The sequence below is a fragment of the Pseudomonas sp. GM21 genome (genome assembly GCF_000282215.1).
GTDB lineage: Bacteria > Pseudomonadota > Gammaproteobacteria > Pseudomonadales > Pseudomonadaceae > Aquipseudomonas.
This window is the reverse complement of record NZ_AKJS01000187.1, coordinates 30,591-56,044: the sequence shown is the minus strand read 5'-3', so window position 1 is coordinate 56,044 and position 25,454 is coordinate 30,591. Positions and strand designations below refer to the sequence as shown.

The 25,454-nt window shown below is 59.3% G+C and carries 16 protein-coding genes and 1 pseudogene; 5 read left to right on the top strand and 12 right to left on the bottom strand.

Annotation, left to right across the window (positions count from 1 at the left end; genetic code table 11):
* Positions 1-111: 111 nt before the first annotated feature.
* Positions 112-1,521 (bottom strand): MFS transporter, encoded by a 1,410-nt coding sequence (locus tag PMI22_RS02870; RefSeq protein WP_007948847.1) that lies wholly within the window; start codon positions 1,519-1,521, stop codon positions 112-114.
* Positions 1,522-2,378: 857 nt separating this feature from the next.
* On the opposite strand from PMI22_RS02870, the gene PMI22_RS02875 reads away from it, so the two are divergent.
* A complete protein-coding gene (locus PMI22_RS02875; RefSeq protein WP_007948846.1) occupies positions 2,379-5,771 on the top strand; it encodes an Ig-like domain-containing protein in 3,393 nt (1,130 codons plus the stop codon).
* A 74-nt stretch (positions 5,772-5,845) separates the two neighbouring features.
* Here PMI22_RS02875 and PMI22_RS02880 read toward each other — a convergent pair whose 3' ends face one another.
* From PMI22_RS02880 to PMI22_RS30975, 8 genes and pseudogenes are all read right to left on the bottom strand, one after another.
* Positions 5,846-7,228 (bottom strand): LLM class flavin-dependent oxidoreductase, encoded by a 1,383-nt coding sequence (locus PMI22_RS02880; RefSeq protein ID WP_007948845.1) that lies wholly within the window; start codon positions 7,226-7,228, stop codon positions 5,846-5,848.
* A gap of 59 nt (positions 7,229-7,287) precedes the next feature.
* Positions 7,288-8,052 carry an ABC transporter ATP-binding protein gene (locus PMI22_RS02885; protein ID WP_007948844.1) on the bottom strand — a complete coding sequence of 255 codons (765 nt, stop codon included), beginning with the start codon at positions 8,050-8,052 and terminating at the stop codon, positions 7,288-7,290.
* Between the two features lie 25 nt (positions 8,053-8,077).
* Positions 8,078-8,863, bottom strand: a complete 786-nt coding sequence (locus tag PMI22_RS02890; protein ID WP_007948843.1) for an ABC transporter permease — start codon at positions 8,861-8,863, stop codon at positions 8,078-8,080.
* Positions 8,860-9,765 carry an ABC transporter permease gene (locus tag PMI22_RS02895; protein WP_007948842.1) on the bottom strand — a complete coding sequence of 302 codons (906 nt, stop codon included), beginning with the start codon at positions 9,763-9,765 and terminating at the stop codon, positions 8,860-8,862. The genes PMI22_RS02890 and PMI22_RS02895 overlap by 4 nt, the downstream gene beginning before the upstream one ends.
* Before the next feature lie 4 nt (positions 9,766-9,769).
* On the bottom strand, positions 9,770-10,879 hold the full coding sequence (locus PMI22_RS02900; RefSeq protein ID WP_007948840.1) for an ABC transporter substrate-binding protein: 1,110 nt from the start codon (positions 10,877-10,879) through the stop codon (positions 9,770-9,772).
* A 34-nt stretch (positions 10,880-10,913) separates the two neighbouring features.
* Positions 10,914-11,825: a TauD/TfdA dioxygenase family protein gene (locus PMI22_RS02905; protein ID WP_007948839.1), complete on the bottom strand. Its 912-nt coding sequence runs from the start codon at positions 11,823-11,825 to the stop codon at positions 10,914-10,916.
* A 203-nt stretch (positions 11,826-12,028) separates the two neighbouring features.
* A complete protein-coding gene (locus PMI22_RS02910) occupies positions 12,029-12,673 on the bottom strand; it encodes a tetratricopeptide repeat protein (RefSeq protein WP_033049742.1) in 645 nt (214 codons plus the stop codon).
* Between the two features lie 116 nt (positions 12,674-12,789).
* A pseudogene (locus PMI22_RS30975) lies at positions 12,790-12,936 on the bottom strand (transposase); the annotation flags it as partial.
* Between the two features lie 30 nt (positions 12,937-12,966).
* On the opposite strand from PMI22_RS30975, the gene PMI22_RS02915 reads away from it, so the two are divergent.
* Positions 12,967-14,454 carry a sensor histidine kinase gene (locus tag PMI22_RS02915; RefSeq protein WP_007948837.1) on the top strand — a complete coding sequence of 496 codons (1,488 nt, stop codon included), beginning with the start codon at positions 12,967-12,969 and terminating at the stop codon, positions 14,452-14,454.
* On the opposite strand, the gene PMI22_RS02920 is transcribed toward PMI22_RS02915, so the two are convergent.
* Complete coding sequence (locus PMI22_RS02920) at positions 14,455-15,153, bottom strand: response regulator (protein WP_007948836.1); 699 nt, start codon at positions 15,151-15,153, stop codon at positions 14,455-14,457.
* Between the two features lie 446 nt (positions 15,154-15,599).
* On the opposite strand from PMI22_RS02920, the gene PMI22_RS02925 reads away from it, so the two are divergent.
* A complete protein-coding gene (locus PMI22_RS02925) occupies positions 15,600-16,922 on the top strand; it encodes a DUF1329 domain-containing protein (protein WP_007948835.1) in 1,323 nt (440 codons plus the stop codon).
* Between the two features lie 127 nt (positions 16,923-17,049).
* Here the strand turns inward: PMI22_RS02925 and PMI22_RS02930 are convergent, their stop codons facing one another.
* Positions 17,050-18,780 (bottom strand): response regulator, encoded by a 1,731-nt coding sequence (locus PMI22_RS02930; RefSeq protein ID WP_007948834.1) that lies wholly within the window; start codon positions 18,778-18,780, stop codon positions 17,050-17,052.
* 156 nt (positions 18,781-18,936) lie between these two features.
* Here PMI22_RS02930 and PMI22_RS02935 point away from each other — a divergent pair, with 156 nt between their 5' ends.
* Complete coding sequence (locus PMI22_RS02935) at positions 18,937-23,562, top strand: autotransporter outer membrane beta-barrel domain-containing protein (protein WP_007948832.1); 4,626 nt, start codon at positions 18,937-18,939, stop codon at positions 23,560-23,562.
* Between the two features lie 323 nt (positions 23,563-23,885).
* On the opposite strand, the gene PMI22_RS02940 is transcribed toward PMI22_RS02935, so the two are convergent.
* Complete coding sequence (locus tag PMI22_RS02940; RefSeq protein WP_007948831.1) at positions 23,886-24,806, bottom strand: LysR family transcriptional regulator; 921 nt, start codon at positions 24,804-24,806, stop codon at positions 23,886-23,888.
* A 140-nt stretch (positions 24,807-24,946) separates the two neighbouring features.
* On the opposite strand from PMI22_RS02940, the gene PMI22_RS02945 reads away from it, so the two are divergent.
* Positions 24,947-25,342: a RidA family protein gene (locus PMI22_RS02945; RefSeq protein WP_007948830.1), complete on the top strand. Its 396-nt coding sequence runs from the start codon at positions 24,947-24,949 to the stop codon at positions 25,340-25,342.
* Positions 25,343-25,454: the final 112 nt, after the last annotated feature.

Genomic DNA, 25,454 nt, shown 5'->3' with positions numbered 1-25,454 from the left:
TGAGTGCATAACAGAGGCAGATAGCGCGGGAAAATACGGATCAGATGCTTGAAACGAAAAAGCCCCGCCCCACTGAAGTGGGACGGGGCTTTCTACTGCACTGATCGTTGTTTACAGATCAGTGATTTCCTTGTGGCGTGGCACCAGCAGCTTCATCACGCTCCAGGCCACCAGATAGGCGACCGAACAGATAGCGAACATGATCATGTAGCCGGTGTGAATATCGTTGATCGATTTGTAGTAGTCGAACACATAACCACCAACCTTGGTCATCACCACACCGCCCAAGCCGCCGGCCATGCCGCCAATACCAACCACCGAAGCGATGGTTTTTTGCGGGAACATGTCGGACACCGTCGTGAAGATGTTGCACGACCACGCCTGGTGCGCCGATGCGCCAACGCCAATCAGCAACACAGGGACCCAAAAGCTGATGTAGCCAAATGGCTGCGCCAGCAATACCACCAACGGGAACAGCGCGATCACCAGCATGGCTTTCATGCGGCCGTCATACGGCTTGTCGCCGCGCTTCATGAAGTAGCTCGGGAACCAGCCGCCACCGATACTGCCGATCATCGTCAAGCTGTACAACACGGCCAGCGGTGCCACGATGGCCGCGCCCTTCATGCCGTATTGCGCCGACAGGTAGGTTGGGAGCCAGAACAGGAAGAACCACCACACGCCATCGGTCATGAACTTGCCGAAAGCAAACGCCCAGGTCTGGCGATAGGTCAGCAACTTGAACCACGAGACTTTTTTGGCAGCGACACCCGACACTTCCGGGATGGCTACTTGCGCAGGTTCATCGCTACGGATGTACGCCAGTTCTTCCGCCGACAGGCGCTTTTGCTGATCCGGCTTCTGGTAGAGCGCAATCCAGACGGCGACCCAGACGAAGCCCAGCATACCGATCACGATAAAGGCCGCTTCCCAGCCCCAGAGAGCCGCAATCAGCGGTACGCAGATCGGTGCCAGGACTGCGCCCACGTTGGCACCGGAGTTGAAGATACCGGTGGCGAAGGAACGCTCTTTCTTCGGGAAGTACTCTGCGGTGGCTTTGATCGCGATCGGGAAGTTACCCGCTTCACCAATCGCCAGCACCGCGCGAGACAGCATGAAACCGGCAATCGAGACCGGAATGACGGCAAGGCCGAGCGCACTGCTCAGGGCGCCAATACCCTCACCCATCGGCACGGCAAAGGCGTGCATGACCGCACCGGTGGACCAGATGCCAATCGCCCAGATATAGGCTTTTTTGGTGCCAATCTTGTCGACGAAGCGACCGGCGAACAGCATGGAAATCGCATATACAAACTGGAAAACCGAGGCGATGTTGGCGTAGTCGGTGTTACTCCAGCCAAACTGCGTCGACAGTTGCGGTGCCAACAGACTCAGTACCTGGCGGTCCAGATAGTTGACGGTTGTGGCAAAAAACAGCAGCGCACAAATCGTCCAGCGGTATTTGCCGACCGTTTGGCCGACGCGTTGCGCATTCGCATTGATGGGCTCGTTCAGATTCATGGCATCACTTTATTATTGGATTGTGGTGATGATCTCTCGGTTTCAAGCGAGATCAGTTGTGTCGTAGAGCATCGCCAAAACGCGAAGAGTCCGCGCCAAGGCTGGTCAGAATCAGCCGGGTCTTGCGATCAACTTATGCTGTACCCCGCCGCCAGTTGCATTACGCGCAGTGCAATTGCTGGTGGCTGGAGCCGGGTGTGTAGCGAGTACTAGCAGGGGTTTGGCGGGACGGTCGCCTGCGACGGAACTGACTGTGCGGGCGCGCAAGCAGACAAGATCAGGCCAGAGGAAGCGACGCTGAGGGGGATGAGTACGCAAGTTGATTTCATGTTGGGGCCGACACTCTTTTTATTTTTTGGCATGACAGCCGACGTATCGTCTGTCGTCGTACAACTGTGCCTTTTATATCTAGTTACATGTCGGGCTGTCAATATCGAAAATAGCCGTTGGTCTTGATGAAGCCCCCTTGTGAAAATTACGATTTCTTACAGAACTCGGTAGCTTCAGGGGCTTCAACGATCCGAATTGACGCGCGTTGACGATGGGAGGTGGGGTCTTGGAGCCTTCAGCTGTGTTGTACGACGACAAATGTTTACAGATCACAAGCAGAACTTCCCTCCCCCTAAACAGGTTGTTCCCCACCCACTCAGGCAAAAAGCCACCTATTTCGAGGAATATCCCCCACCACTCAGTTGTTTCATTTGAGAAACACTCCCAATTAACCTCCTAATAAATCTGGACTTTTACCTCCTTTTTGCCGTTGGCCCGACTTTTGCCACAACCCTCGCAACGCAGTAACTGTCGTTTCCGGTGGGGACGGCGGGTTTCGCCATTTGGCATGTTGCGAGGGGAAGACCATGAAAAACGCGGCATCGGCATTCAGTTCGCTCAACTTCCTGAGGAAATGGGGCGTAGCCGCTGTCATTTTTTTCAGCTTGGCCAAGGTCGGCGCAGCACCGCTCGATGATGTCGGCCCGCCGCCGCCCACCGACCCTTCCGCCTTCTACAATCCGCCGGCCGATCCCAAAGCTGCGCTGGACGCCCTGGAAGCATTGCCAGAAGCCAACCAGGGATCGTTTGCCCTGCCCAATGGCGTGTTCGGCGACCGTGTCACGCCGCGTGCAGACAATGTGCTGCCGCCGAATGTGCAGACCTCGTTCAACTTCCCTACCAACGGTAAACCCAGCCCCTTGTTCGGGGCGCTACCGTTCACCCAGCAATTGCTGCTGTTCGAGGAATTCGGCACGGAGAAACTCGACCCGACGATCCCGGCGCCACCCCTGACCTTCCCTGTCCCCACCGTCGGCCCGGCGCCTGCGCAGGACCCGAACAGCGTCGCTCGCAGCGCCCCCGCGGGTGCCGCGCTGGATGCGTTCATGCGCCAGCCTGGCCTGTTCCCGTTCCCGTCGCAGTTCTCCAACGTACTGGACCGCAATCCGTGGAAGGCGCAGATCGAAACCTTCCTCAATCGCCATCCAGTGGGTTCGCCGGCCGAAGGACGGCCACCGGGAAAAGGCTGGTCGCATCAGCGCTGGAACGAGTTCTACCCCCAAGTCGCCTACAAAACCGTGCAAGTGGGCGCTCGGGTCAACACCGGCATGCGCGACCGCCGGCAATTGCACAACTATGCCGTCGGTGAATTCGGGCCGGGCGGGCTCTACTATCAGACCTCGGACATCCCGACCACGACGGGCACCACCAAAGGCATCGATACGCGCTTCCACCCCAATTTTCCGCTGCAAAATCACAATGCCTTGTGGACTTTCGACGGCACCTTTCCGGCAAAACTGCTGATGGTGCGCTACGGCCAACCGGTGCTGATGCGTCACTACAATGCCTTGCCGATCGACCCGGCGGCCAATATGGGCTTCGGTCTGCACACCATCAGCACCCACGAGCACAACGGTCACTCCCCGGCCGAAAGCGATGGCTACACCAATGCGTTTTTCTTTCCGGGGCAGTACTACGACTATCGCTGGCCGCTGCAACTGGCCGGTTACGACACCATCAACACCAAAGCTGAAGATCCGCGTGCAGCGTTCCCCTGCGCCCCGGGCGAAACGCTGTACGTCAACGACACCAGTCCCGGCCTCAAAACCTGCGACAACGGCACCATCAAGATCCGGGGCGACTGGCGCGAAACCATGAGTACGCACTGGTTCCACGACCACATGCTCGATTTCACCGCGCAAAACGTCTACAAGGGCAACGCGGTGATGATGAACTACTACAGCGCCCTGGATCGCGGCAACGAAGCGCTGGAAGACGGGGTCAACCTGCGCCTGCCCAGCGGTTCGGCGTTGCCTTGGGGCAACCGTGACTACGACGTCAACCTGGTGATCGCGGACAAGGCCTGGGACGCCAACGGTCAGCTGTGGTTCAACCCGTTCAACACTGACGGCTTTCTCGGCGACCAGATCCTGGTGAACTGGCAGTACGAGCCGCGCCTGAAAGTGCGCGCACGCAGTTATCGCTTCCGCATTCTCAACGGTTCGGTGTCGCGTTACTTCAAGATTGCCGTGGTGCGTGAAATCGTCGGTAACGGCGGCGAATTCCAGGGGCCTAAAGGCTCTGGTGTGTCCTATGCCCGCGTGCCATTTCACATGATCGGCAACGACGGCAACATCATGGAACATGCCGTGCCCTTCGACGGCAGCATGGACCTGGACGGAGACGGCGATAAACAGAGGCACAACGCGATCCTGCCGACCCAGGCGATCGCCGAGCGTTACGACATCATCATCAACTTCGCGAAAAACGGGATCAAGCCCGGCGACAAGCTGTATTTCGTCAACCTGATGGAGCACCAGACCGGCAAGGGCCCGGAGAAGGAGGAAGTGAGCCTGGCCGAGGTGCTGTCCGAGGAGTACAAGGCCGAAATCAAGCAAACCAGTGATGGTCCGAAATGGGACAAGGGCGACCCGGTGGTGGGCAAGTTCCTGCAACTGGTGGTGCAACCTTACACCGGCCAGGACGTGAGCTTGAACCCGGCTGACTATGAACCCGCCAAACCGGGCAAAGCGGCCGGCAAGAAAATGATCCCCCTGACCATCGACCGAGACAGCGTCACCGATCAGGCCAAACTCAAGTTGGCGCGGCATCGAGAGTTCATTTTCGGTCGCTCCGACGGCACCGACGAAGCCCCCTGGACGGTCAAGACCGACGGCGGTTTCGGCTATGCCATGGACCCTCGTCGGATCAGCGCTGCTCCGCAATTGGCCAACGGCCCGACGGACGCCGGCTTCTCCGGCGACGGCACCCTCGAAGTGTGGAAAATCAAGAACGGCGGAAACGGCTGGAGCCATCCAGTGCACGTGCATTTCGAAGAAGGCATCATCCTCAGCCGCGACGGTAAAGCACCGCCCGAATGGGAAAAATGGGCGCGCAAGGACGTCTATCGCATCGGCCAGGAGATTGACAGTTCGGTAGATGTGGACATGGCGATCCACTTCCGTGAGTTCGCCGGCACGTTCGTCGAGCATTGCCACAACACCCAGCACGAGGACAACTCGATGCTATTGCGTTGGGATATCGAACATCCCGGCCAGTTTCAGTTGATGCCAACGCCCCTGCCGGGCTGGGACGGTGTCACCTACGTGGCCTCTGCCGCCCTGCCGACCTTCCGCACCGGTGGCGATGACGAAAATCACGAAGGCGATAACCAAAAACCGGTGGCTAATCCCGACAGCGCTACTAGCAACAACGGACAACCGGTGACCATCAACGTGCTGGCCAACGACACCGACCCCGACGGAAATCTGCCGCTCAAAGTGGTGGACCTGAACCAGCCGGATTCGGGTAAAGGCATGGTCAGCACCGATGGTGTGCGGGTGATCTACACACCTCCGGCCACCATCCCCGAGCCGTTCACCGCGACCTTCACCTATAACGCCAGCGACGCCAAGGATGCGGTGTCGAACCCGGCGACGGTGTCCGTGGCGGTATCCGCCCCGGCGGTCAACGAAGACCTGGTGGTCACCAGCGCGGTAGTCACCGCCCGCAGCAACAGCCGCTACACCTGGGACCTGAGCGGTACCACCTCACGAGGCACAGGCAACACCATCACGGCGACCGCCTCGACCACCGCAGGCCCGCTGAACCTTGGCACGGCCAGCCTGGTCCCGATCGGTACCGGTGCCCGCTGGCGGATATCGGTCACGACCACCGGCAGTGGCCCGTCACCCAACCCGACCATCACCATCAAGTCGGCGTTCGGCAAGACGGTGACGGTGCCGATTGTCTCTCACTGAGTCTTCAACAGAACGTCAGCGGGAGAGCGCCTCATCAGACTTTGAGGTGCTCTCCCGCTGATCCTCCAATCAGATCAAACAGGGTCGGGAATCGATTGCACTGCGCTGCGCAATGGAAAGGTCGCTCCGGCGGGCGCCAGGGCAAAACGCGAGACCGGACGGCTCAGACCATAATGCTCGCGCAGCGTACTGCCCGCATATTCATGGCGGAACAGCCCACGCTTGCGCAGGATCGGCAGCACTTCATCGAGGAACACGTCAAAGCCCTCGGGGAACGCTGGCGGCATCACATTGAAACCATCGGCGGCGCCACTGCGGAACCACTGCTCAATCAGGTCGGCAATCTGCACCGGCGTACCGACCGGCACCCAATGCCCGCGAGCACCGGCCAGACGATTGATCAGCTGGCGCAGCGTCGGTTTCTCGCGGTCGACGATGTCGATGATCAGTTTGAAGCGACTGGACTGGCTCTCGCTGCTGTCGAAATTGACCAGGTGGCGCGGGAACGGCGCATCCAGATCGTGACCGGACAGGTCGACCCCCAACATGCGGCGCAATTGGCCGAGTGAAACATGCGGCAGCACCAGATCGTTGAGCTCGTCGAATTTGCGCTGGGCTTCAGCTTCGGTGCTGCCAATGTACGGGCTGATGCCCGGGAGAATTTTCAGCTGGCCAGGATCGCGCCCCACCGCTTTCGCCCGGGCACGGATATCGTTGGCGAATTCGGTTGCGCTGTGCAGGGTCTGGTGCGCGGTGAAAATCGCTTCGGCATGTCGGGAGGCGAAATCACGGCCATCCTCTGAAGACCCGGCCTGCACCTGCACCGGTCGCCCCTGGGGGGAGCGCGGCGAGTTGAAGGGGCCTTTGACTTTGTAGTAAGTGCCCACATGGTTGATCGAATGCACCTTGTCATTGTCGGCAAACACCCCGGACGTCTTGTCCAGCACCAGCGCATCGTCCTCCCAGCTGTCCCACAGGTCACCGACCACCTGCACGAATTCTTCGGCCTGGGCATAGCGGTCATGAGCCGAAGGATGTTGGTCCAGGCCAAAATTGGCGGCGGCTGCCGCCATGGACGTGGTGACGATGTTCCAACCGGCGCGGCCCTTGCTGAGGTGATCCAGCGCACTGAACGAGCGGGCCAGGTTGTAAGGCTCGCTGTAGGTCGTGCTGGCCGTGGCGATCAAACCAATGCGTTGGGTCACCGCGGCAATGGCCGCCAGCCAGGTGATGGGTTCGAAACGAATGCGCAGGCCTTCACGCCCGCTTTCGGCCAGCGACGGCGAATCAGCGAAGAAAATCGCATCCAGCTTCTCCCGTTCAGCGCGTAGCGCCAGTTGCTGGTAATAGCCAATATCCATGGACGCTTGCGGCACCGACTGCGGGTGACGCCAGGCGGCTTCGTGATGACCGTTTGGGTAGATGAAAAGGTTGAGGCTGAGTTGGCGTTCGGACATTTCCCGTTCCTTGAAAAAAGCAGGCGTAAAAAATCGGAGCTTGTGCGCGGCGTGGAGGCTCAGTGCAGCTCGGCGAAATCGCTCAGCACATCGTCGCGCAGGGCGATGAAGCGGCTGTCACTGCGGTTGCGCGGGCGCGGCAGATCGATGTCGAGAATGCGCCGGATGCGCCCTGGGTTGGGCTGCATTACCACCACGCGATCGCCCAGGAATACCGCCTCATCCACATCGTGGGTGACCAGGATCATGGTGATTTTTTCCTTGGCCCAAATGTTTTGCAGCTCGCCCTGCAGGCGCGCACGGGTCAAGGCATCGAGCGCACCCAGCGGTTCATCCAGCAAGAGCACGCTCGGTCGATTGACCAGGCCGCGGGCTATCGCTACGCGCTGCGCCATGCCGCCGGAAATCTGATGCGGGTAGGCATCGATAAAGTCTTGCAGGCCGACCAGTTCAATGTGCTCGCGCACGGTCTCGCGTTTCTGCGCAGCGCTCAGGCGGGAATTCTTGAGCCCGACCGCGACGTTCTGCTCGACGTTGAGCCAAGGGAACAACCGGTGATCCTGAAACACGATGCCGCGTTCCAGGCCAGTGCCTTCGATGGGTTTGCCATCCAGCAGGATGCGCCCGTCGTACTCTTCGTCCAGGCCAAGAATCAGTCGCAGCAGCGTGGATTTGCCGCAGCCGCTGGCGCCGACGATGCTGATGAACTCGCCAGGCGCAATGTCGAGCTGGATGTTGTCGAGTACTTGCAACTGCGTCGAGCTACCCGGTCGGGAAGCGAAACGCTTGCTGATGTTTTCCAGGGTCAGGCTGTTGTTGAGCATGTTGCGATCCTTTTGAAAGTGCCAATCAACGAGGTGCGATGCCATACAGGCGCTGCATCCGCCGCTCAAGTGTCCGGGCCACTGCGCTGAGGCCCCAGCCAACCAGGCCGATAATCACCATTCCAAACAACACCAGGTCCATCATGAAATGCTCGCTGCCATCAATCAGCGTGTTGCCGATCCCCTCCCCCGATACCAACAGGTATTCAGCGCCGATGGTCGCCAGCCAGGAGTAGACCAGCGCCAGGTAAAGCCCGGTAAAAATCGACGGCAAGGCGGCGGGCAACATTACCCCGATGATGGTTTGCCAACGGGTGAAGCCGTACACCCGGGCCACTTCCAACAGGTTGGGCGGGACATTGCGCAAACCGTCACAGGTGTTGACCACCACCGGCACCAGTGCTGCCAGTGACAGGAACACCACCTTGGCCACATCGCCCAGGCCGAACCACACCGAGATCAACGGGATCCAGGCGAACAGGGATATTTGCTTGAAGGTGTTGAAACTCGGACCCACTAAACGTTCGAAATGCCGCGACAGGCCCAACAGGCAACCCAGCACCAGGCCCAGTGTGGTCCCGATAAAAAAGCCACTGAGGTTGCGCGCGAGGCTGGCAGAAATGGCCCGCCAGAATTTGCCGGAGGTGATTTGATCCCAGGCCGTTGCCGCCACTTTTTCTGGCGAAACGAACAACCCCGATTGACTCCAGCCCTGGTTCGAAGCCACCCACCACACGGCAATGACGACAATGGGCAAGACCCAACCGCGATATCGATGGCTACCGCTACGTGCTGATAAGACCGCGCTCATGACAGCTGCCCCCCGACAGTTGGACGACCACGATTGAGGCGTTTCTCCGCGTAATCAAAACCGCGGTCAATCAACAAACCGAGCGCACCCACCACGACAACAGCCGCCATCACCAGGTCCAGTTGAAACAGCTGACGCCCATAGACGATCAGGTAGCCCAACCCTTCACTCGATGCCACCAACTCGACCACGACCAGCGATAACCAGGCTTTGGTGAAGCCCAGGCGTAAACCGGTAAACAGCGTCGGGATAGCCGCAGGCAAAACAATGGAGGTGACGCTTTGCCGAGGACTGAAACCGTAGGCCCGGCCGACTTCCAACAACCCTTTGGGTGCCTGGCGGAAAGCCTGCAAAGTACATAGCGTGATCGGCACCAGGGCCGCCTTGGCAATCAGCACATACTTGAGCGTCTCGCCGATGCCGAACAGCAACAGGGCAAAGGGCAACCAGCCCAGTACCGGTATTTGCACCAGTGCATTGAAGGTGGGTAAGAGATAATCCTCGACAGTCCTGGACAGTCCCATCGCCAGTCCCAGTGCCACGCCGGTGAAGGCGCCCAATGTAAATCCGACGACCACCCGCTGCAGGCTCGCAGACGTGTTCAGCCACAGATCACCGCTGGTGACCAGGTCCGACAACGTCTGGTAAACGTACACTGGCGGGGGAAGCACCTGCTCGGAAAGCCAGCCCCGCTCCACCCCCAAGTACCATAAGCCAAGCAAAACCAGCGGCAACAGCCAGGGCAAGGCCTTGTCCACCAGACTGACGGACCAGGCTGACTGACGCGGCACTTCAATCTTGCGTACTGGCCGGGCCGGTGACGGTGGCAAACGTTTGACGTTATCGCCAGGAAATCCCGGCGCTGCGTACGGTTCCAGTTTGACGGTCTGTGCCCTGGCCATTGGTCTAGCTCCCTTGCTTGCTGGTCGCGGCCGCTACTGCATTACCCGCCGGCTGTTTGCCATCCGGACCGTAGGGCGTCCAGTAGTTCTCAAGGCCTTTGGTTTTGAGGGATTTTTGCAAATAGCGGGTCTCGAACCAGCCATCGATACTGACGGGGCGACGGATGAGCTTTTCTTCCTTGGCTTGATCCGCCACGGCCTTATAGCGGCCAAGCAGGAAGTCGTCGACCAGCGGCGAGGCTCTATCCCTGATTTTGACCCCGGTAAAGTCGGCGCGTAGAGATTCTGCCGGCTCATTACTCTTGGCCCATTCCGTGAAAACCGCGTCACGATTACTGTCCTCCGACGTCCATTTCGCCGCATCCACTAGCGTGTCGACGACTTTTTGCACGTTGTCCGGATGTTCTTTTTCATAGGCACCCCGTACAACCAGTGCCGTCTGCCGGGTGTAGCGCACATCCTGAGTGGGGTTGTCGTAAACGATGTCGATCAGGCCTTTATCGCGCAGCTTGAACAACTCGCGACCGCCAAATGCGGCATCTACTCCATTGGAAACCAAGGCAGCCTGGGTGCTGCCGGTATCGAGGTTGATGACCTTGATATCGCGGTCGGTAAGACCATGCTCGGCCAACAGATTGATCGTCACCAGATGGCCGTTGGTACCACGAAAGATCGCCACCTTCTTGCCTTTCAGATCCTCGATGCTTTTGATATCTGATCCCTTGGGAACAGCCAGGTAAAGATTGGCACGTACGCCCAGTGCGGCCAGCAGCTTGGTGTCCAGTCCATTGGAGCGCCCGACGACGGCGGGCAGATCGCCCTGGTAGGCAAAGTCGAGTTGCTGGTTAGACAAGGCTTCGTTTACCGCCGGACCAGCCCCCTTGAAAAAGAACCACTGCACTTCGGTCCCGGTGCCAGCAAAAGCCTTTTCCAGCAGTTGCTGATTGCGCACGATGGCCAGGGGCGAGCCGCTGAACGTTACCGGATCACCGCCGCCGGCTGTCGCTACACCAACGCGCAATACATCGGCCTGGGCCAGGGGTATTGCAAAAAGCGCCGCCAGTGCCGCAGCGATGCTGCGTTTGTGAAACAGGGCAATACCTTTGAGTTCCATATACAACCTTCCTTGTGTCCATGAGGCTCGCTTGTCAGGCGGCGAGGTGTTTTTTGTCGGCTTCGGTTTTCGGCGAGCGGGTATCCGGGCTTGGCTTGAGCGCCTGGCTCAAGCGACCATCCACCCCGACCGGCACATCACCGTCAATGGTGGTCCGGCGCACGATGCGCGGAGCATCGCCGTAGTCGTTGACCGCGATGTGCTGCGTGGCGCGGTTATCCCAAATCACCACATCGCCCTCCTCCCAGTGCCAGCGCACGGTGTTGTCGACATGGGTAATACGGTCGTGGAACAGGCGAATCAGTTGTTTCGAATCGTTGTGATTTACTCCCTGTATCTGTTTGACAAAGTGCCCCAACAACAAACTTCTTTCACCCGAATCGGGATGCACCCGCACTAAAGGATGTTCGGTTTCGTAAACTTCAGCAGTGAATTGCTCGCGATAACGTTTGAGGCCCGCCTCACTGGTATTACGCGGCGTCGCATAGTCATATAAGTTGGTGTGCAACGCGCGCAAACTATCAGCCAGTAGTTTCAAGGGTTCCGGCAAGTCGGCGTAGGCCGCTGCAGTATTGGCCCACACCGTATCGCCGCCATAAGGTGGAATAACCACACCGCGCAAGATGGAAATTTTCGGGTAATTGGCAACAAAGGTGACATCGGTGTGCCAGGAATTGGCGCGGGTTTCCTTGGCGTCCAGGTGCAGAATGGCGGCGCTTTGTTCAGCAGAACGTACGGTCGGATGCGGTACCTGATCACCGAAGCGCCGGGAAAAAGCTTCGTGCTCGGCGTCATCCAGATGTTGGTTGCGAAAGAACAGCACTTTATATTTCAGCAATGCGTGGTTAATAAATTCGAAATCTTCAGCACTGATGTGACCACCTAACTTCACACCTTCCAGTTGTGCACCAATTCGACCAGCGACCGGTTTGATTTGAATGGCCATCGAGCTACCCCCTGTCTCACGAGTTGTGTGGAACAGATCATAAAGACATAAAAGCAGCTGTGACTAATCACAAATTATTCTAAAGATATAAGGAGGGACATATAACAAAGCCCATGTAAAACATGGAGAAAAGCTATAAATACAAAGTTATTAGCTCATAACATTTTAATTGGCTAACAAAACGAAAAATCACACTCAGCAACTCACCCGCGCACCAGGTAAGCCCCTAAAGGAACACGATCTCGCAGCTTCTTGCACTTGCCAGGTGCCGGCTGATGCCCCGGCGGGCGATCGGGAAACCAGATGCGGCATTTACCCGGCGGCGGCCAGTGGCCGCGGGGAATTTCAACCTCATCGTTCACGGGCGCCGGCTGTACCGAAGCCACTTGCAACTCCGCTTCGCGGCGCCTTTGCACCTCCTCTTCGAGCCCTTTCTGTACGGCGACCACGTCGTCCCTGGCGTTGGGTGAGGTACCCGAAGCCTTGGCCTGTTGCGCCGCCTGGATCAATTGGAAGTTGCGGTTGCGTAACTCGACGTTGCGACCCACCCGCATGTTCGAGCGCACCGCCAATGTTTCAGCCTGCTGGTACTGCCCCTGCTGAAGACGCAACACGCCGAGGTAATGCAGCGTTGCGGGATTGTTCGGCTGGATATGCAGGGCACGCTCCAGCGTGGCAGCGGCCTGGTCCAACTGCCCGGTTTCATACTGGCGCGAGGCGGTTTCGATCAGCGTGGTTGAGGCGCTGTTACTTTGCGAGGGCGCTCTTCGCTCGGCAGCCACCGAGCCAAGCGACGCGACGGCGCAGAACGCCAGGATGAGACCCGGCAGAAAACTCTTGTTTGGCATCAGGGGCGGACTCGGCGGATCTCGGACGGCACTGTCGTAAAACAGGTACATCGCTGCTCGGCATCTCCAATACAGCGCCGTACTGACCCGGCTAGCGACCTGAAGTTCCCGCGCCACCGGCAGGACCTGCGATACGTCAGGTTCAAATGGGCCTCTTTGCACAATCGCCACTCTGAGCGAATGCCATTGCAATAGCCTACGATCAGCAGGCGGATCATCAATTCAGAATTAATCAACGGACGCCCAACCGGGCTACAAAAATCGTTTCCAAACGATGATCAAGGACTCAATCGATGGTAAAAAATGCGCAAGCCGACTCAAAAAACGAGACTTTGATCGCGCAGGAGACTGAGGCTATGGTTGAGCCAGCCCCTGCTTCCGATGAGGTTCGTAATGGCATCTGGCGCACACGGATCGGCGTCCGGGCGCGCAAGCTGAGTCTCTCGACCCAGTTTGTCATTTTCGCAGCGGTGATCCTGGGGCTGACCATGTTCTCCGTCGGCAAACTGGTGAGCCAACGAATAGAAAGAGCCGCGGTACATAGCGCGGCAGAAGCAGCCGCGCAGTACATGGATACGTTTCTGGAGCCGTATGTGCAGGAGATGAGCCGGGACAACGACCTCTCGGCTGCAAGCATCCAGTCCCTGGACCACCTCGCGCAAAGTCGTGCGCTCCAACAGCACATTGTCTCGATCAAGATCTGGCGAGCGGATGGCACGGTGGTCTACAGCACGAATAAATCCATCACCCACCACAAATTCCCAACGGAACACGTCTCTGAGGCACTCAAGGGCAAAGTGGTCACCGACCTCGAAGAACTGAGGCAGGATGAGAACGAGTTCGAGCGTAGTCTCAACCAGCCGCTCTATGAGATCTACGCGCCCCTGCGGGATTCAAACTCCGGGAAGATCATCGCGGTGGGCGAATTCTATGAAAAAGCCGATAGCCTCAAGCGCGAGATCAATCGTGTCCGAGAGCAGGTATGGGGGGTTGTTGGCGCCGCGACGCTGGCAATGCTGACGCTGCTTTTTTTCATCGTGCGACGCGGAGACAAGATTATCCAGCGCCAGCAAGTGGCACTGCACTTACGGCTGCAGGAGCAAACCCGTTTGCACATCAGCAATGCCGAACTCCAGCGCAAGATGGCGACGGCGACCCAGGAGTTTTCCCAGGTCAACGAACTCACCTTGCGGCGCATTGGTGCGGACCTGCACGATGGGCCGGCGCAGTTATTGACCTTGATTCTGATCCGGCTCGACGACCTCGTCGAAAACTGCCCGGCGGTCGATCAGGAGTCGCTGGAAACCATACGTGGCGCCGCCACCGACGCATTGCGTGAGGTACGCGAATTATCACGAGGCCTGGCACTTCCGGAAATCAACAACTTGAGCCTGGTGGAAGAGTTGCAGCTGGTGGCGCAACGGCACGAGCAACGCACTGGCACCAAGGTCACATTAATCCTGGGGCAGCTACCCAAGACCGCGCCGCTGCCGCTCAAACTCTGTTTGTACCGTTTTGTGCAGGAAGCCCTCAACAACGCTTACCGTCATGCCAACGGCGAGGGTCAGGTCATCCAGGCGAAGTGCGTGGGTAAAGTATTGAATATCAGCGTCAGGGACAGTGGTCCAGGCATGGCGGCAGATGCCATGCTGCTCGAGACATCCGGCAGAACCCGATTGGGGCTCGCCGGTATGCGTTATCGCGTTGAATCTCTGGGCGGGTTGTTCAGCATCGACTCCTGCGCTTCGGGTACGTCGGTCAATGCCCAGCTCAAACTCTAGTCAGGATCCACCCTGGGCATCCGTTGGTGTTTTCCCGGCGCCGATGTGAAGCCGCCCGAGCGCTTCGCTCTCCCTGTAGTGCCGGAGGGCCGTGACCGCTTCTACACGATTCCGGGCGTTCAGTTTCTGCATCACACAGCCCATGTGGTGCTTGACGGTTTTTTCACTGATCAACAGCTTTGACGCAACCTCCCTGTTGGTCAGCCCCAATGAAACCTCACGAATGACCTCCTCCTCCCGAGGGGTCAGATCAAACTTTTGATTTTCCGCTTCGTGTTTCTTGATGTTACTCAGCAGTTTGTTGGCAAAGTCGGGGGTGATATACGACTCACCCTTGGCCACCGACCTGATCGCCTGGACCAGTTCCGGTCCGCTGACACCTTTCAACACATACCCGCGCGCGCCGGCCTCCAATGCCATAAAAGCGTCATTTTCGGATTCTGAAACCGTCAGCATCAGCACCTTCACATCCGACAACTCAGTGGAAATGAACCGCACCGCGGCGAAAACATCGCCCGGCATATTGACGTCCATCAACATCACGTCCGGACGCACCCTCTGGGCAATATCCATGGCTTCGTCCGCATTGGCGCCCTGCTCCACGACCTGAAGATCCGCCCGTTTTTTCAACGTATTGGCAACGCCCTCACGCAACATTGGATGGTCGTCGGCAATGCCGATGCGAATGAATGGACTCATGACGCGCTCCCGAAATGATTAGCACTCGTACAATCATTGATTAATAGCAGGGAACCCGGGATCACGTCGATCACCCATCGTGTGTTTCAGGCTCCAGGCGTTCGAAAATGAGACTTAAGTCGAATACATTCGATCGTCAACAAGCATTCCTCATGACGAAACGCTAAACATTTATCCCCAACCCATTGTTTTAAAAGGCCGCTAAACAAGGTCGAAAAAAACCGCCCCATAACACCCGGATACATCTTACATCCGACCCACAATGGGTCTGTCATCAATAGCCAAGCGACTGTCGTCAAATGAAAAGCGCCCCCTGGTCGGGGGCTTTTTAATGGGGCCATAAAAAAGCATCTGGCGATTGAGCCAGTCGGGACGCCCACAAGGCGAACGCGACTGCTCCGCCTGCGTCTCGAACTGCCTGGTACGCCAGGCTGGAGAATAACAATATGAAGTTCGTGAAAGGTTTTTTGGCTACTCCACTCCTCATGGCCCTGGCCATCGATGCACAGGCCTATGTATCGAGTCAGGAAGCTGCGCAACTGGGCACCAGCCTGACGCTGGTAGGCGCTGAAAAGGCCGGTAATGCCGATGGCTCCATTCCGCCTTATAGCGGTGGCCTGACCACCGCCCCGGCCGGTTTCAAGATCGGTGACAGCATGCGCCCGGATCCCCATGCGCACGAAAAACCACTGCTGGCGATCACTGGCAAAAACGTTGACCAGTACAAAGGCATGCTGACGGCCACCACTGTCGAGCTGGCCCGCCGCTACCCCGACTATCGCATCGACGTGTATCCGACCCATCGCACCGCATCGCTGCCGCAGGCGGTACTGGACAATAGTCGCAAGAACGCCACTGCCGCCACGTCCCTCAACGGCGGGATAGCTTTCGACAATGTATTGCCCGGCGTGCCGTTCCCGATCCCGAAATCGGGTGCAGAGGCGATGTGGAATTTCCTGCTGCGCTACCAGGGCGTGAACATCCGTTCCAAGTACGACTCCTGGAGCGTCGACTCGGCGGGTGTGGCGAGCCTGGCGGTGACCGGCGAGGCATTCGTCTCCTTTCCGATTTACGAGAACCTGTCGAAACCCATCAGCAACTCCGACCTCTACTACCAGTTGAAACTGTCCTATACGGGACCGGCGAGGCGAGCCGGCGAGTCGATCATGCTCAAGAACGCCACCAATCCGCTGCAGCGTCCTGGCCGTGCCTGGCAGTACATGCCGGCCCAGCGCCGGGTCAAACAGATTTCGATCCTGGCCTACGACACACCGAACCCCGGCACCGCCCGCGCACTCGAACTGTACGACTGGACGCTGGTGGGCAAGCAAGAAATGATCGTGCCCTATAACACCTACAAACTGACCTATGCCCGAGAGGCCAAGTCGCTGACCACCCCCAACTTCATTGCCCCGGACTTCGTACGCTGGGAAAAACACCGGGTCTTTGTCGTCGAGGGCAACCTCAAGCCCGGTGCCAACCACATCTACAAGAAACGCCGCTTTTACCTGGATGAAGACACCTGGGCCGCTCTGGCCTCCGATCAGTACGACATGAGTGGCGAACTGTACCGGGGCTCCTTCGCGTTCCTCAGCCAGAGCTATGACCAACAGGTCCCGGACGCCACCCCATTCATGACGTACGACCTGTCGCGCCGCACCTACAACATCAATGGCGTGGTAGGCCCTCATGGCGGTATTCGCTACACCGAAGCGCTGTCGACGGCGCAGTGGGTGCCAGAGTCCATGGCGGGTGCCGGTGTTCGCTAGACCTGAGGTGATACCGAACGGACACTGAAATGCAAAAAGCCCCGCCTCCTGCAAAAGGGACGGGGCTTTTTATTGCACACTGCCTTGAAACAACGCCTTCGCCTGCCTTTGTGGATCGCCCCTATTGTTAGGAGCCCACGTCTTGTGGCAGATCCAGTTCAAGTCGCCACACAAGCGGCCTGCCATCCACACTGGACTCGGTCTGCACCTTGCCTTGCAGCGCTAGCACCAGGCGCTGGATGCTGGCATGCGCCAACAGGGCTGATGGGGCATCCTCGCCCGGTTCATGCCAAGGCGACAACTCAAGACTCAGGCGTAGAAACCCACGAGGCAGGATGCGCGTCGTCAGAATCAAGGAAATTCCGGGTGGCGGTGTTCCCTGCAACAGGTAGGCAAACAGGCTTTCCAGCAACTGACGGTAATGTCGGACATCGATCCAGGCGCTTTTCAACGCGCGCAGGCCCGGCCCCAGATTCAACTGACAGCCCTTTGATTCGAGCTGCTGGCGTATTGGCCCAAGCAGTTCTTCCGTCAGCGCTCCCAGATTGTGAGCCTCGTGTAGCGTCTCCTGATCGTGCGCATCCAGCGTTATCCAGTCGTCGAGCCTGGCCAGGGACTGGCGCATGCTGTCGACGTGCCGGGTCAGCTTGTCCAACATGCGTTCAGGGTGGTCGAGGTCTGGCAACAGCACTGCCTTGAGGCTTTTGTGCATCGCCTCTATTTTCATCTGCAACTCCTGGCTGACCGCGGCCAGCATGGAGCTTTTCAGGTGACTTTCGTACCGCGCCTCGGCACCTTCGTGACGCAATGTGGTGAGCAGCCTGTCACGCTCCGTAAGGTCGCGCATGCCACCGAACATGGCTACAAGCTCACCGGCCTCGTTACGGAATGGCGTACACCAGACATACATAACGTTCGATACCCCGTCATTCTCGAAAACGGCTTCGGCCATGAACGACTCCTGGCGAATGACCGCTTCGCGCAAGCGCATTTCTGAGTCCTGGCGCATTTGCGCCGGCAACCATTTTGCCTGCGCAAGCGTAGTGCCTCGAATGTTCTCGAAGCTTTCACCTGTGTAGGCCAGGTAACGGCGATTACACATCAGCAGCCGTCCTTCCAGATCGCGCACGAACATTGGGTAGGGCGCCGAATCGAGCAACGCACGCAACAAGTCATACTCACGCAGCAGTTGCGGATCGAGTGAGGAGTCCTGCCCCTCGCCGGGTTCTTCACCCGCGACCAGGCCAAACGTGCGGGCCACTTCCAGCAACTGGAAATCACTGCTGACCTTGAGTTTCTGATGCAGGCGCGCTTTGTAGGTACTCACCGTTTTGTAGCTGAGGCTCAATTGCTCGGCGATGTCCTTGTTGTTGAGCCCTTGGCTGAGCATCTGCAAAACCGTGAGTTCGCGTCCAGACAGTTGCTCCAGTTCACTCTCACCCTCATCGCGCAGGCTGTGGGTGTCCTGACGGGTGACTTCACGCGGAAAATAACGGCGCCCATGGCTGAGCGCCAGAAGCGCACTTTCCAGTTCTGTCACGGCGTCGGTTTTGCTGACATAGGCGTCCGCCCCCGCTTGTAGCGAACGTGTGGCGTAGAGACTGGCCTCCTGGACGCTATAGACCAGCAACTTGATGCCTTCGTGGCTCGCGCGTAGCCGGCGCAGCAGATCCAGACCGCCCAATCGCGGGACCAACAACTCGATGATCACCATATCCGGGTGCAACTGGCGGCATTGCATCAGCGCATCCTGGCCATTGTCGACTTCGGCCAGCACGGTATGGCCTGCACGTTCAAGCAACGCACGCAGACCATTGCGAACGATGGGCAGATGGTCCACGAGCAGCACAGTGCCCATGCGTTTCTCCCTATAAGGCGGTTCCTGCGCCCAAGCATAGACCAGGGCAACAATAGAGAGTCACTCCTACAACCACGTTGAAACGGCTCCGACATCCCCGGCCAACCCCGACGAGCAGACTGCTGGCATCTACTTTCCAGCGCCCGCGAGGCTGCCATGAACACTTACAACGATAAATCATCCACCCACCCTGCCTTTCAACGTACCCGACTGGGGCGTGCCATCAGCCTGCTGTTGGCCGGTGTATTCGCTTTCTGCGTGACAGAAGCCGAAGCCGAGGAGAATGGTGTTGAGCTTTCTGCCGACGGCTTTGCCCCACCCTCTTCAGCCGCTGCCATCGCTGCCCCTTCGTACCTTTTGATCGCCATGCGCGCCAGTGATCAGGCCCCGCTGGTTTTCACCAGACAGTTGCTGGGCGCACCCGCCCCGCTGGTGATTACCAGCGCCAATGGTATTGGCATTGCCAACGCTGGCGCCCATGACGACGCCACGGTCAACCTGAGTGCAACCCGTACCATCGGGGTGTTGGCGCAAGCGGCGAGCAGCGTCGGTTTCGAGCGCGGCACCGTCAACAACACGGCACTCACCGCCGTCAATGCCCATGAACAAACAGCCCTGCTGGCACGGGACGGCGGCCAGTTGAGCGGCACCGGGGTGTCCGTCAATCTGGTTCCGAAGGCTGCAAATGGGGCCATCGTCACCGCGAACAACATGACAGGGGTCAGTGCGCAAGCGGGTGGTCAAGTATCGCTGCGCGACAGCGCCATCACCCTCGGTGGTGGCGTCAACGGCCTGAACAACCAAGGGCTGGTGGCCGTGGGCGCGGGCAGCCGCATCGACTTCCTCGGTGGATCGGTCAGCACCCAATCCAAGGGCTCGATCGCGGCGCTCGCCCAGGACGGCGGCAAAATCACGCTCGGCCAGGGCAGCACCCTCACGACCAGTGGTGCCAACAGCCCAACCACCGGCAGCCATGGCCTGAAGGCCGACGGCGCGGATAGCCAGATTAGCGCCAGCCAAATCAGCGTCACCACCAAGGGTACCCAGGCCAACGCCGCCCGTGCCGAGAACGGTGCGCGAATTGACCTCGACGCAGCCACTCTCGATACCGGCAGCGCAGTGTATGGCCATGGCCTGCTGGCGACGGGTAGCAACAGTCAGATCTCCCTCAACAACGGTTCCGTTACGACCGCCGGTAAAGGCGCGGTCGGTGCCTGGGCGCGAGACGGCGCCAGTATCCAGCTGGGTCAAGGTACGCAAATCAGCACCAGTGGCGCCTCCATCAGTAATGCTTCGGCACCGCTGGATGAGAAAACCCTGAGCATCAGCCACGGGTTGTTGGCCAGCGGCAATGGTAGCCGGATCGATGCGGCCGACGTTACCGTACGCAGCAGTGCCGTCTCTGCCAGCGGTGCCCGCGCCGAAGCGGGTGCGATCATCCAGCTTGAGCGCAGCGAGCTCACCAGTACCGGTGCCGCGACCAGCACCTCCAGCACCGCTGTGCTCCACGCCGTGGGTGGTTCCAGCATCCTGGCCGATGCCGTCCACGCCAGCGCAATCGGCAACTACATCGGCGGTATCCGCGCCGATGGCAGTGGCAGCAAGGTCACGTTGAACCAAGGCAGCGTGACGCTCAAAGGCGCTGGTAGCGTCGCAGATTTCACCTCGGCTGCCCGCGCCATGAATGGCGGTGCCGTGAGCATCGAAGGCAGCGCGTTGTCGAGCCAGGGGACCTTCAGTCACGGCGTCAGCGTCGAAGGCGACGGTTCCCGGGGCACCATTGCCGGTAGCACCATCGACGTTGGGGGTTCCCGCGCCCATGGCGTTTATGTCAACGGTGGTGCCAGCGCCGAAGTGAGCAGCAGCGACATCCGACTCGATCCTGCAGCCAGTGCAGTCGGCCCCTGGGGTCTCGGTGCACTGGTTGAAGGCCAAGGCTCGCGTCTGCGCCTGAACGAAAGCGAAGTGCGTACCTCACAAAAAACCAGCTATGGCGTACGTGCCCTCGCCGGTGCCGAGCTGGAGCTCAACAACGGTCTGATCGACACACAAGGCAATTACTCGGCCGGGCTCAGTGCCGGCAGTGCAACGGTGATCGCCCGCAACCTGAGCGTCCGTACCTCGGGTGATGACAATGCCATCGGTGTCGTGGCGGATACCGGTTCGACCATTACCTTGTACGGTGGATCGGTGACCACCAGTGGCAACGGTTCGCCGGTGCAATCAAACCTGACCTTCCCCCATGCCCTGGCCTCGCGTAACCAAGGTGCCCAACTCAACGCCTATGGCACCAGCGTGCAGACCCTCGGCAGCCAAGCCTATGGCGCTGCAGTGGATGATGGCGGCAGCATGCTGCTGGAGGGGCTGACGGTGAAAACCGCGGGACAATACTCCACGGGCCTGTACGCCGGCATCGGTACACTCAAACCTGGCCAGGTGAGTCTGACCGCCCGTAACCTGAGTGTCGAAACCCTGGGTCAACAGGCCGCCGGCGCACTGGTCAGCCGTCAGTACCAAACCCCTACCGCCACCCTCGACTTGATCGACTCCACACTCACCACCCGAGGCCAGTTGTCCCATGGCCTGCAAGCCGAATCCGGGGCACAGCTTAGCGCCAGCAACAGTGCCGTCAGCACCCACGGCGACAGCGCTCTCGGCGTCCTGGCCAACAACCAGGCCAGCGTGCAACTCGACCAGGTCGGGGTTAACACCCACGGTGACCTGGCCCATGCTCTGGTGGCCAAAAACGGCGGCGTGCTGGACGTCACCCACAACACCATCAATGCCGATGGCGGCCAGGCTGCGGCGCTGTACAGCCAAGGCACCGACGCCCTCAAAGGTCAGGCGAACGTGGACAACAGCGTGCTGCACAACCGGGAGGGCGCAACCGTTGCCGTCGCCGGCGTGGCCGATATCAAGCTGAGCGACAGTATCGTGGGTGGCAGCGGTCGGTGGTTGAATGTCGACCGCGCACTGGCCAGCGATGGCAGCCAGGTGCCTGACATGGGCACAGGCCTGTGGCAAGGCGTCGGCCGCTCGCTGGCCAGCGCCGGCAACGCCAATATCGATGTGGCTGGCTCGGTACTCAACGGCTCGGCCCGTACTGCTGGCGATAGCCACTCCACCGTCAATTTGCGCGATACCAGCCTGTGGAACCTGACGGGAGAATCGAATCTCGGCACCCTGCGCAATGAATCCAGCCTGATCGACTTCAGCGCGCCGCTGGGCGGGCAATTCAAGAACCTGACGGTCAACGACTATCATGGCGCCAACGGCACCTTTGCGCTGAACACCTACCTTTACACCGATGGCTCACCCTCCGACAAACTGGTAGTGGACGGCGGCAAGGCCGACGGCAACAGCAATTTGCTGATCAAGAATGCGGGGGGCCCCGGGGCCGTGACCCAAGGTAATGGCATCCTGGTGGTCGATGCAGTCAACGGTGCGACCACCACGCCCGATGCGTTCCGCCTGCTCAGCAGGGTCAAGGCCGGCCCTTACGAGTACAGCCTGCACCGTGCCAGCCAGGATGGCAGCAACGCCCAAGCCTGGTACTTGCGTTCGACCCGGGACGCCGAGCCTGTTGAACCGGTAGTGCCGGTTGAGCCGGTTGAGCCGGTAGTTCCTGTAGTGCCGGTTAATCCTGTTGAACCGGTAGTGCCGGTAGTGCCGGTTGAACCGGTGGTGCCGGCTGGCCCGCAGGTTCCAGTAACCCCGATTACTCCGTCCAATTCGTTGGTGCCAGTGGTGCAACCGCAGCAACCGCTCGCACCAGTGCGCCCGCAAGTGCCCAACTACCGCGCGGAAACTTCGCTGTACCGCGCGCTGCCTGCGATGCTCCTGCATTACAGCCATGCCATCGTCGATACCCTGCATGAACGCGTCGGTGAAGAACGTCGGATGACCACCGATCCGCTGCCCGCCGAAGAAGTCGACAGCTACGGCCCAAGCCTGGGCTGGGGCCGGTTGATTCACCGCCAGGGCAATGACGAACTGGGCGACAACGTCCGCTCCGACTACCGGATTCAGGCTTTCCAGGTCGGTGCCGATCTGTACCGTAACGAAGACATTGATGGCAGCACTGACCAGGCTGGCCTGTCGCTGAACATCGGCCGCATCGCCGGCAGCATTGAGCACAGCGATGGCGCCAACTCGGGTGACGACCTGCTGCACGCCTATGGTGTCGGTGGCTATTGGACGCACTTCGGCCCTGAAGGCTGGTACCTGGACGGCGTGCTTCAGTTCAATCGCTTCGACATCAAGGCAACCCCCAACGACATGGACGCACTCAAGACCCGCGCCCACGGGGTCACCGCCTCCCTGGAAGGTGGCTACCCGTTCCATGCCGAAAATGACAAGAACCTGCACGTCGAGCCACAGGCCCAGGTGATCGTCAGCAAAGTCCGGATCGATGACAGCCATGACGACTTCGCCCAGGTGCGCTTCGAGGATATGGACTCCCTGACCGGCCGCCTTGGTGTGCGCATCGACAAGGACTGGTTCCGCGAGGACGATAAAGGCAAGGTACATCGCACCAACGGATGGATTCGCCCGAGCGTCTGGCACGAGTTCAAAGGCAGCACCAAGACCGAATTCTCTTCCGCCGACGGCTATGTTCCCTTTGGCACCGACATGAGCGGCACATGGGGCGAACTTAATCTGGGCGTCGACTATCAGGTTGATGAACGTACCACCGTCACGGGTTCGCTTGGCTATCAGAAAGCCTTTGGCGAAGACAGCCGAAGCTATGAAGGCATACTCGGGATCAAGGTGAAGTTCTGAGCAAAAACGCCCGGTTCAATCGTAATGCTGTTCACTTAAGCCAACGCGAACCTTGTAGCAGCTGGCGAAGCCTGCGTCCGGCTGCGTAGCAGTCGTGAAATCAAACGATGCGGTGTTTCAGCAAATCAGCGCGTTGAGGATTTACGACTGCTACGCAGCCGGACGCAGGCTTCGCCAGCTGCTACAAAGTTGTGTCGTTCCTTAAATGAACAGCATTACGATTGAACCGGGCGTTTTCTATCCAACAGAAAACCGGGCGACATAAAGTCCTGGAAAGAACAAGACACGTTGGACCAATTCTGGCCCGAAAGCCCCCTCCACCATCAACCCCGCCCAATCACTGGCGCATGCTCGGCCATCAATTCCATTACCCAGTCGATAAAGACCCGCACCTTGGCGCTGACATGGCGATTCGGCGGGAATGCCAGATACATCGGCATCGGCACCATGTGCCAGTCCTCGAACAGCGGCAGCAGCTCGCCGCTGACCAGGTGCGGTTTGGCCATGTACTGCGGTAGCCAGAGTATGCCTAGTCCCGCCAGACCTGCGGCGAGGTACGCATTGCCGTCGTCGACCGTCAGCTGTGGGCGGCCCTGGGCCTCGATGCGTTCCTCGCCCCGCTGCATCGCGTAGGGCAAGGTTTTGCCAGTACGAAACCAGAGAAAGCCGACGGTACTGTGCCTGCCCTCCTCCAGCTCACGGGGCTGCGCCGGCGTACCGAAGCGCTGCAGGTAGCCCGGCGCCGCATAGATGCCGAGTTTCAGATCGCCCACATGCCTTGCCACCAGGGACTGATCGGTGATCTCGCCGCCACGCACCACGCAGTCGACGTTTTCGCCAATGATGTCGACGATGCGATCGCTCACGCCCATGGTCAGCTGGATTTCCGGGTAGCGTGCAAAGAACCCCGGCAAGGCGGGTATCAGCAGCATTCGCGCCAGCGGGCTGGGCACATCCACCCGCAGTCGTCCACGCGGTGTCATCGACGCGCTGGACAGGCTGGTCTCAGCGTCGTCCATATCGGCCAGCAGCCGGATGACGCGCTCGTAGTAGGCCGCGCCATCGGCGGTGACATTGACCTTGCGTGTGGTGCGGTTGAGCAAACGCACGCGCAACCTCGCTTCCAGTTGCTGGACGAGTTGCGTCACGCTGGTCTTGCTCATGTGCAAGGTGGCTGCCGCCTTGGTGAAACTGCCGGTTTCCACCACTCGGGCAAAGGCCTGCATCGCATCGAAACGGTCCATTTCACGCCTCACTCGGGTCTGGATAGTTTGGATTCTACAAACAGTCATGACCAGAGTTGCCTGTTTATCCAAGTCGGCCGTCTTTCTACAGTGGCTTTACCGTAAACAGCGGGCCGCGATGGCCCCGAAGGAAGTAGGCAATGACCAGCAAACGTGATGTCGTTTTCCCGCCTGACCGCCATGCACTGTACGAGCTGCACCGCTACTCGCCGGCGATTCGCTCCAACGGGTTTCTGTTCGTATCCGGTCAGGTCGGCAGCCGCAAGGATGGATCGGCCGAGCCGGACCTCGCGGCACAGGTTCGCCTGGCCTTCGCCAACCTCAACGCGATCCTCGCCGAGGCCGGCAGTAGTTTCGAAGATGTGGTCGACACGACCATCTTCATGGTCGACCCCGAGTCGACATTCGAAACCATCTGGGAAGTCGCGGCCGAGTACTGGGGCGAAGCGCCCTACCCGACGGCGACTGCTATCGGCGTGACCTGGCTGGCCGGCTTCGACTTCGAGATCAAGGTGATCGCCAAACTACCGCAATAGACCGGCTCAGCCCCTCCTCCATTCATTTCCATTTCATCCCTGTGTATCAGTGGGTCGAAGAATGTTCTGGAAGGAATACGAGGGGGGCAACATGCCAATAGAGCCCCCCCGC

What these genes read in the sequence shown, in the direction of transcription:
- PMI22_RS02925 (WP_007948835.1), top strand. Translation starts at nt 15,600, where the DNA reads ATGAAGTTCGTGAAAGGTTTTTTGGCTACTCCACTCCTCATGGCCCTG.
- PMI22_RS02935 (WP_007948832.1), top strand. Translation starts at nt 18,937, where the DNA reads ATGAACACTTACAACGATAAATCATCCACCCACCCTGCCTTTCAACGT.
- PMI22_RS02910 (WP_033049742.1), bottom strand. Translation starts at nt 12,673, where the DNA reads ATGCCAAACAAGAGTTTTCTGCCGGGTCTCATCCTGGCGTTCTGCGCC.
- PMI22_RS02915 (WP_007948837.1), top strand. Translation starts at nt 12,967, where the DNA reads ATGGTAAAAAATGCGCAAGCCGACTCAAAAAACGAGACTTTGATCGCG.
- PMI22_RS02920 (WP_007948836.1), bottom strand. Translation starts at nt 15,153, where the DNA reads ATGAGTCCATTCATTCGCATCGGCATTGCCGACGACCATCCAATGTTG.
- PMI22_RS02870 (WP_007948847.1), bottom strand. Translation starts at nt 1,521, where the DNA reads ATGAATCTGAACGAGCCCATCAATGCGAATGCGCAACGCGTCGGCCAA.
- PMI22_RS02945 (WP_007948830.1), top strand. Translation starts at nt 24,947, where the DNA reads ATGACCAGCAAACGTGATGTCGTTTTCCCGCCTGACCGCCATGCACTG.
- PMI22_RS02885 (WP_007948844.1), bottom strand. Translation starts at nt 8,052, where the DNA reads ATGCTCAACAACAGCCTGACCCTGGAAAACATCAGCAAGCGTTTCGCT.
- PMI22_RS02895 (WP_007948842.1), bottom strand. Translation starts at nt 9,765, where the DNA reads ATGGCCAGGGCACAGACCGTCAAACTGGAACCGTACGCAGCGCCGGGA.
- PMI22_RS02880 (WP_007948845.1), bottom strand. Translation starts at nt 7,228, where the DNA reads ATGTCCGAACGCCAACTCAGCCTCAACCTTTTCATCTACCCAAACGGT.
- PMI22_RS02890 (WP_007948843.1), bottom strand. Translation starts at nt 8,863, where the DNA reads ATGAGCGCGGTCTTATCAGCACGTAGCGGTAGCCATCGATATCGCGGT.
- PMI22_RS02875 (WP_007948846.1), top strand. Translation starts at nt 2,379, where the DNA reads ATGAAAAACGCGGCATCGGCATTCAGTTCGCTCAACTTCCTGAGGAAA.
- PMI22_RS02900 (WP_007948840.1), bottom strand. Translation starts at nt 10,879, where the DNA reads ATGGAACTCAAAGGTATTGCCCTGTTTCACAAACGCAGCATCGCTGCG.
- PMI22_RS02940 (WP_007948831.1), bottom strand. Translation starts at nt 24,806, where the DNA reads ATGGACCGTTTCGATGCGATGCAGGCCTTTGCCCGAGTGGTGGAAACC.
- PMI22_RS02905 (WP_007948839.1), bottom strand. Translation starts at nt 11,825, where the DNA reads ATGGCCATTCAAATCAAACCGGTCGCTGGTCGAATTGGTGCACAACTG.
- PMI22_RS02930 (WP_007948834.1), bottom strand. Translation starts at nt 18,780, where the DNA reads ATGGGCACTGTGCTGCTCGTGGACCATCTGCCCATCGTTCGCAATGGT.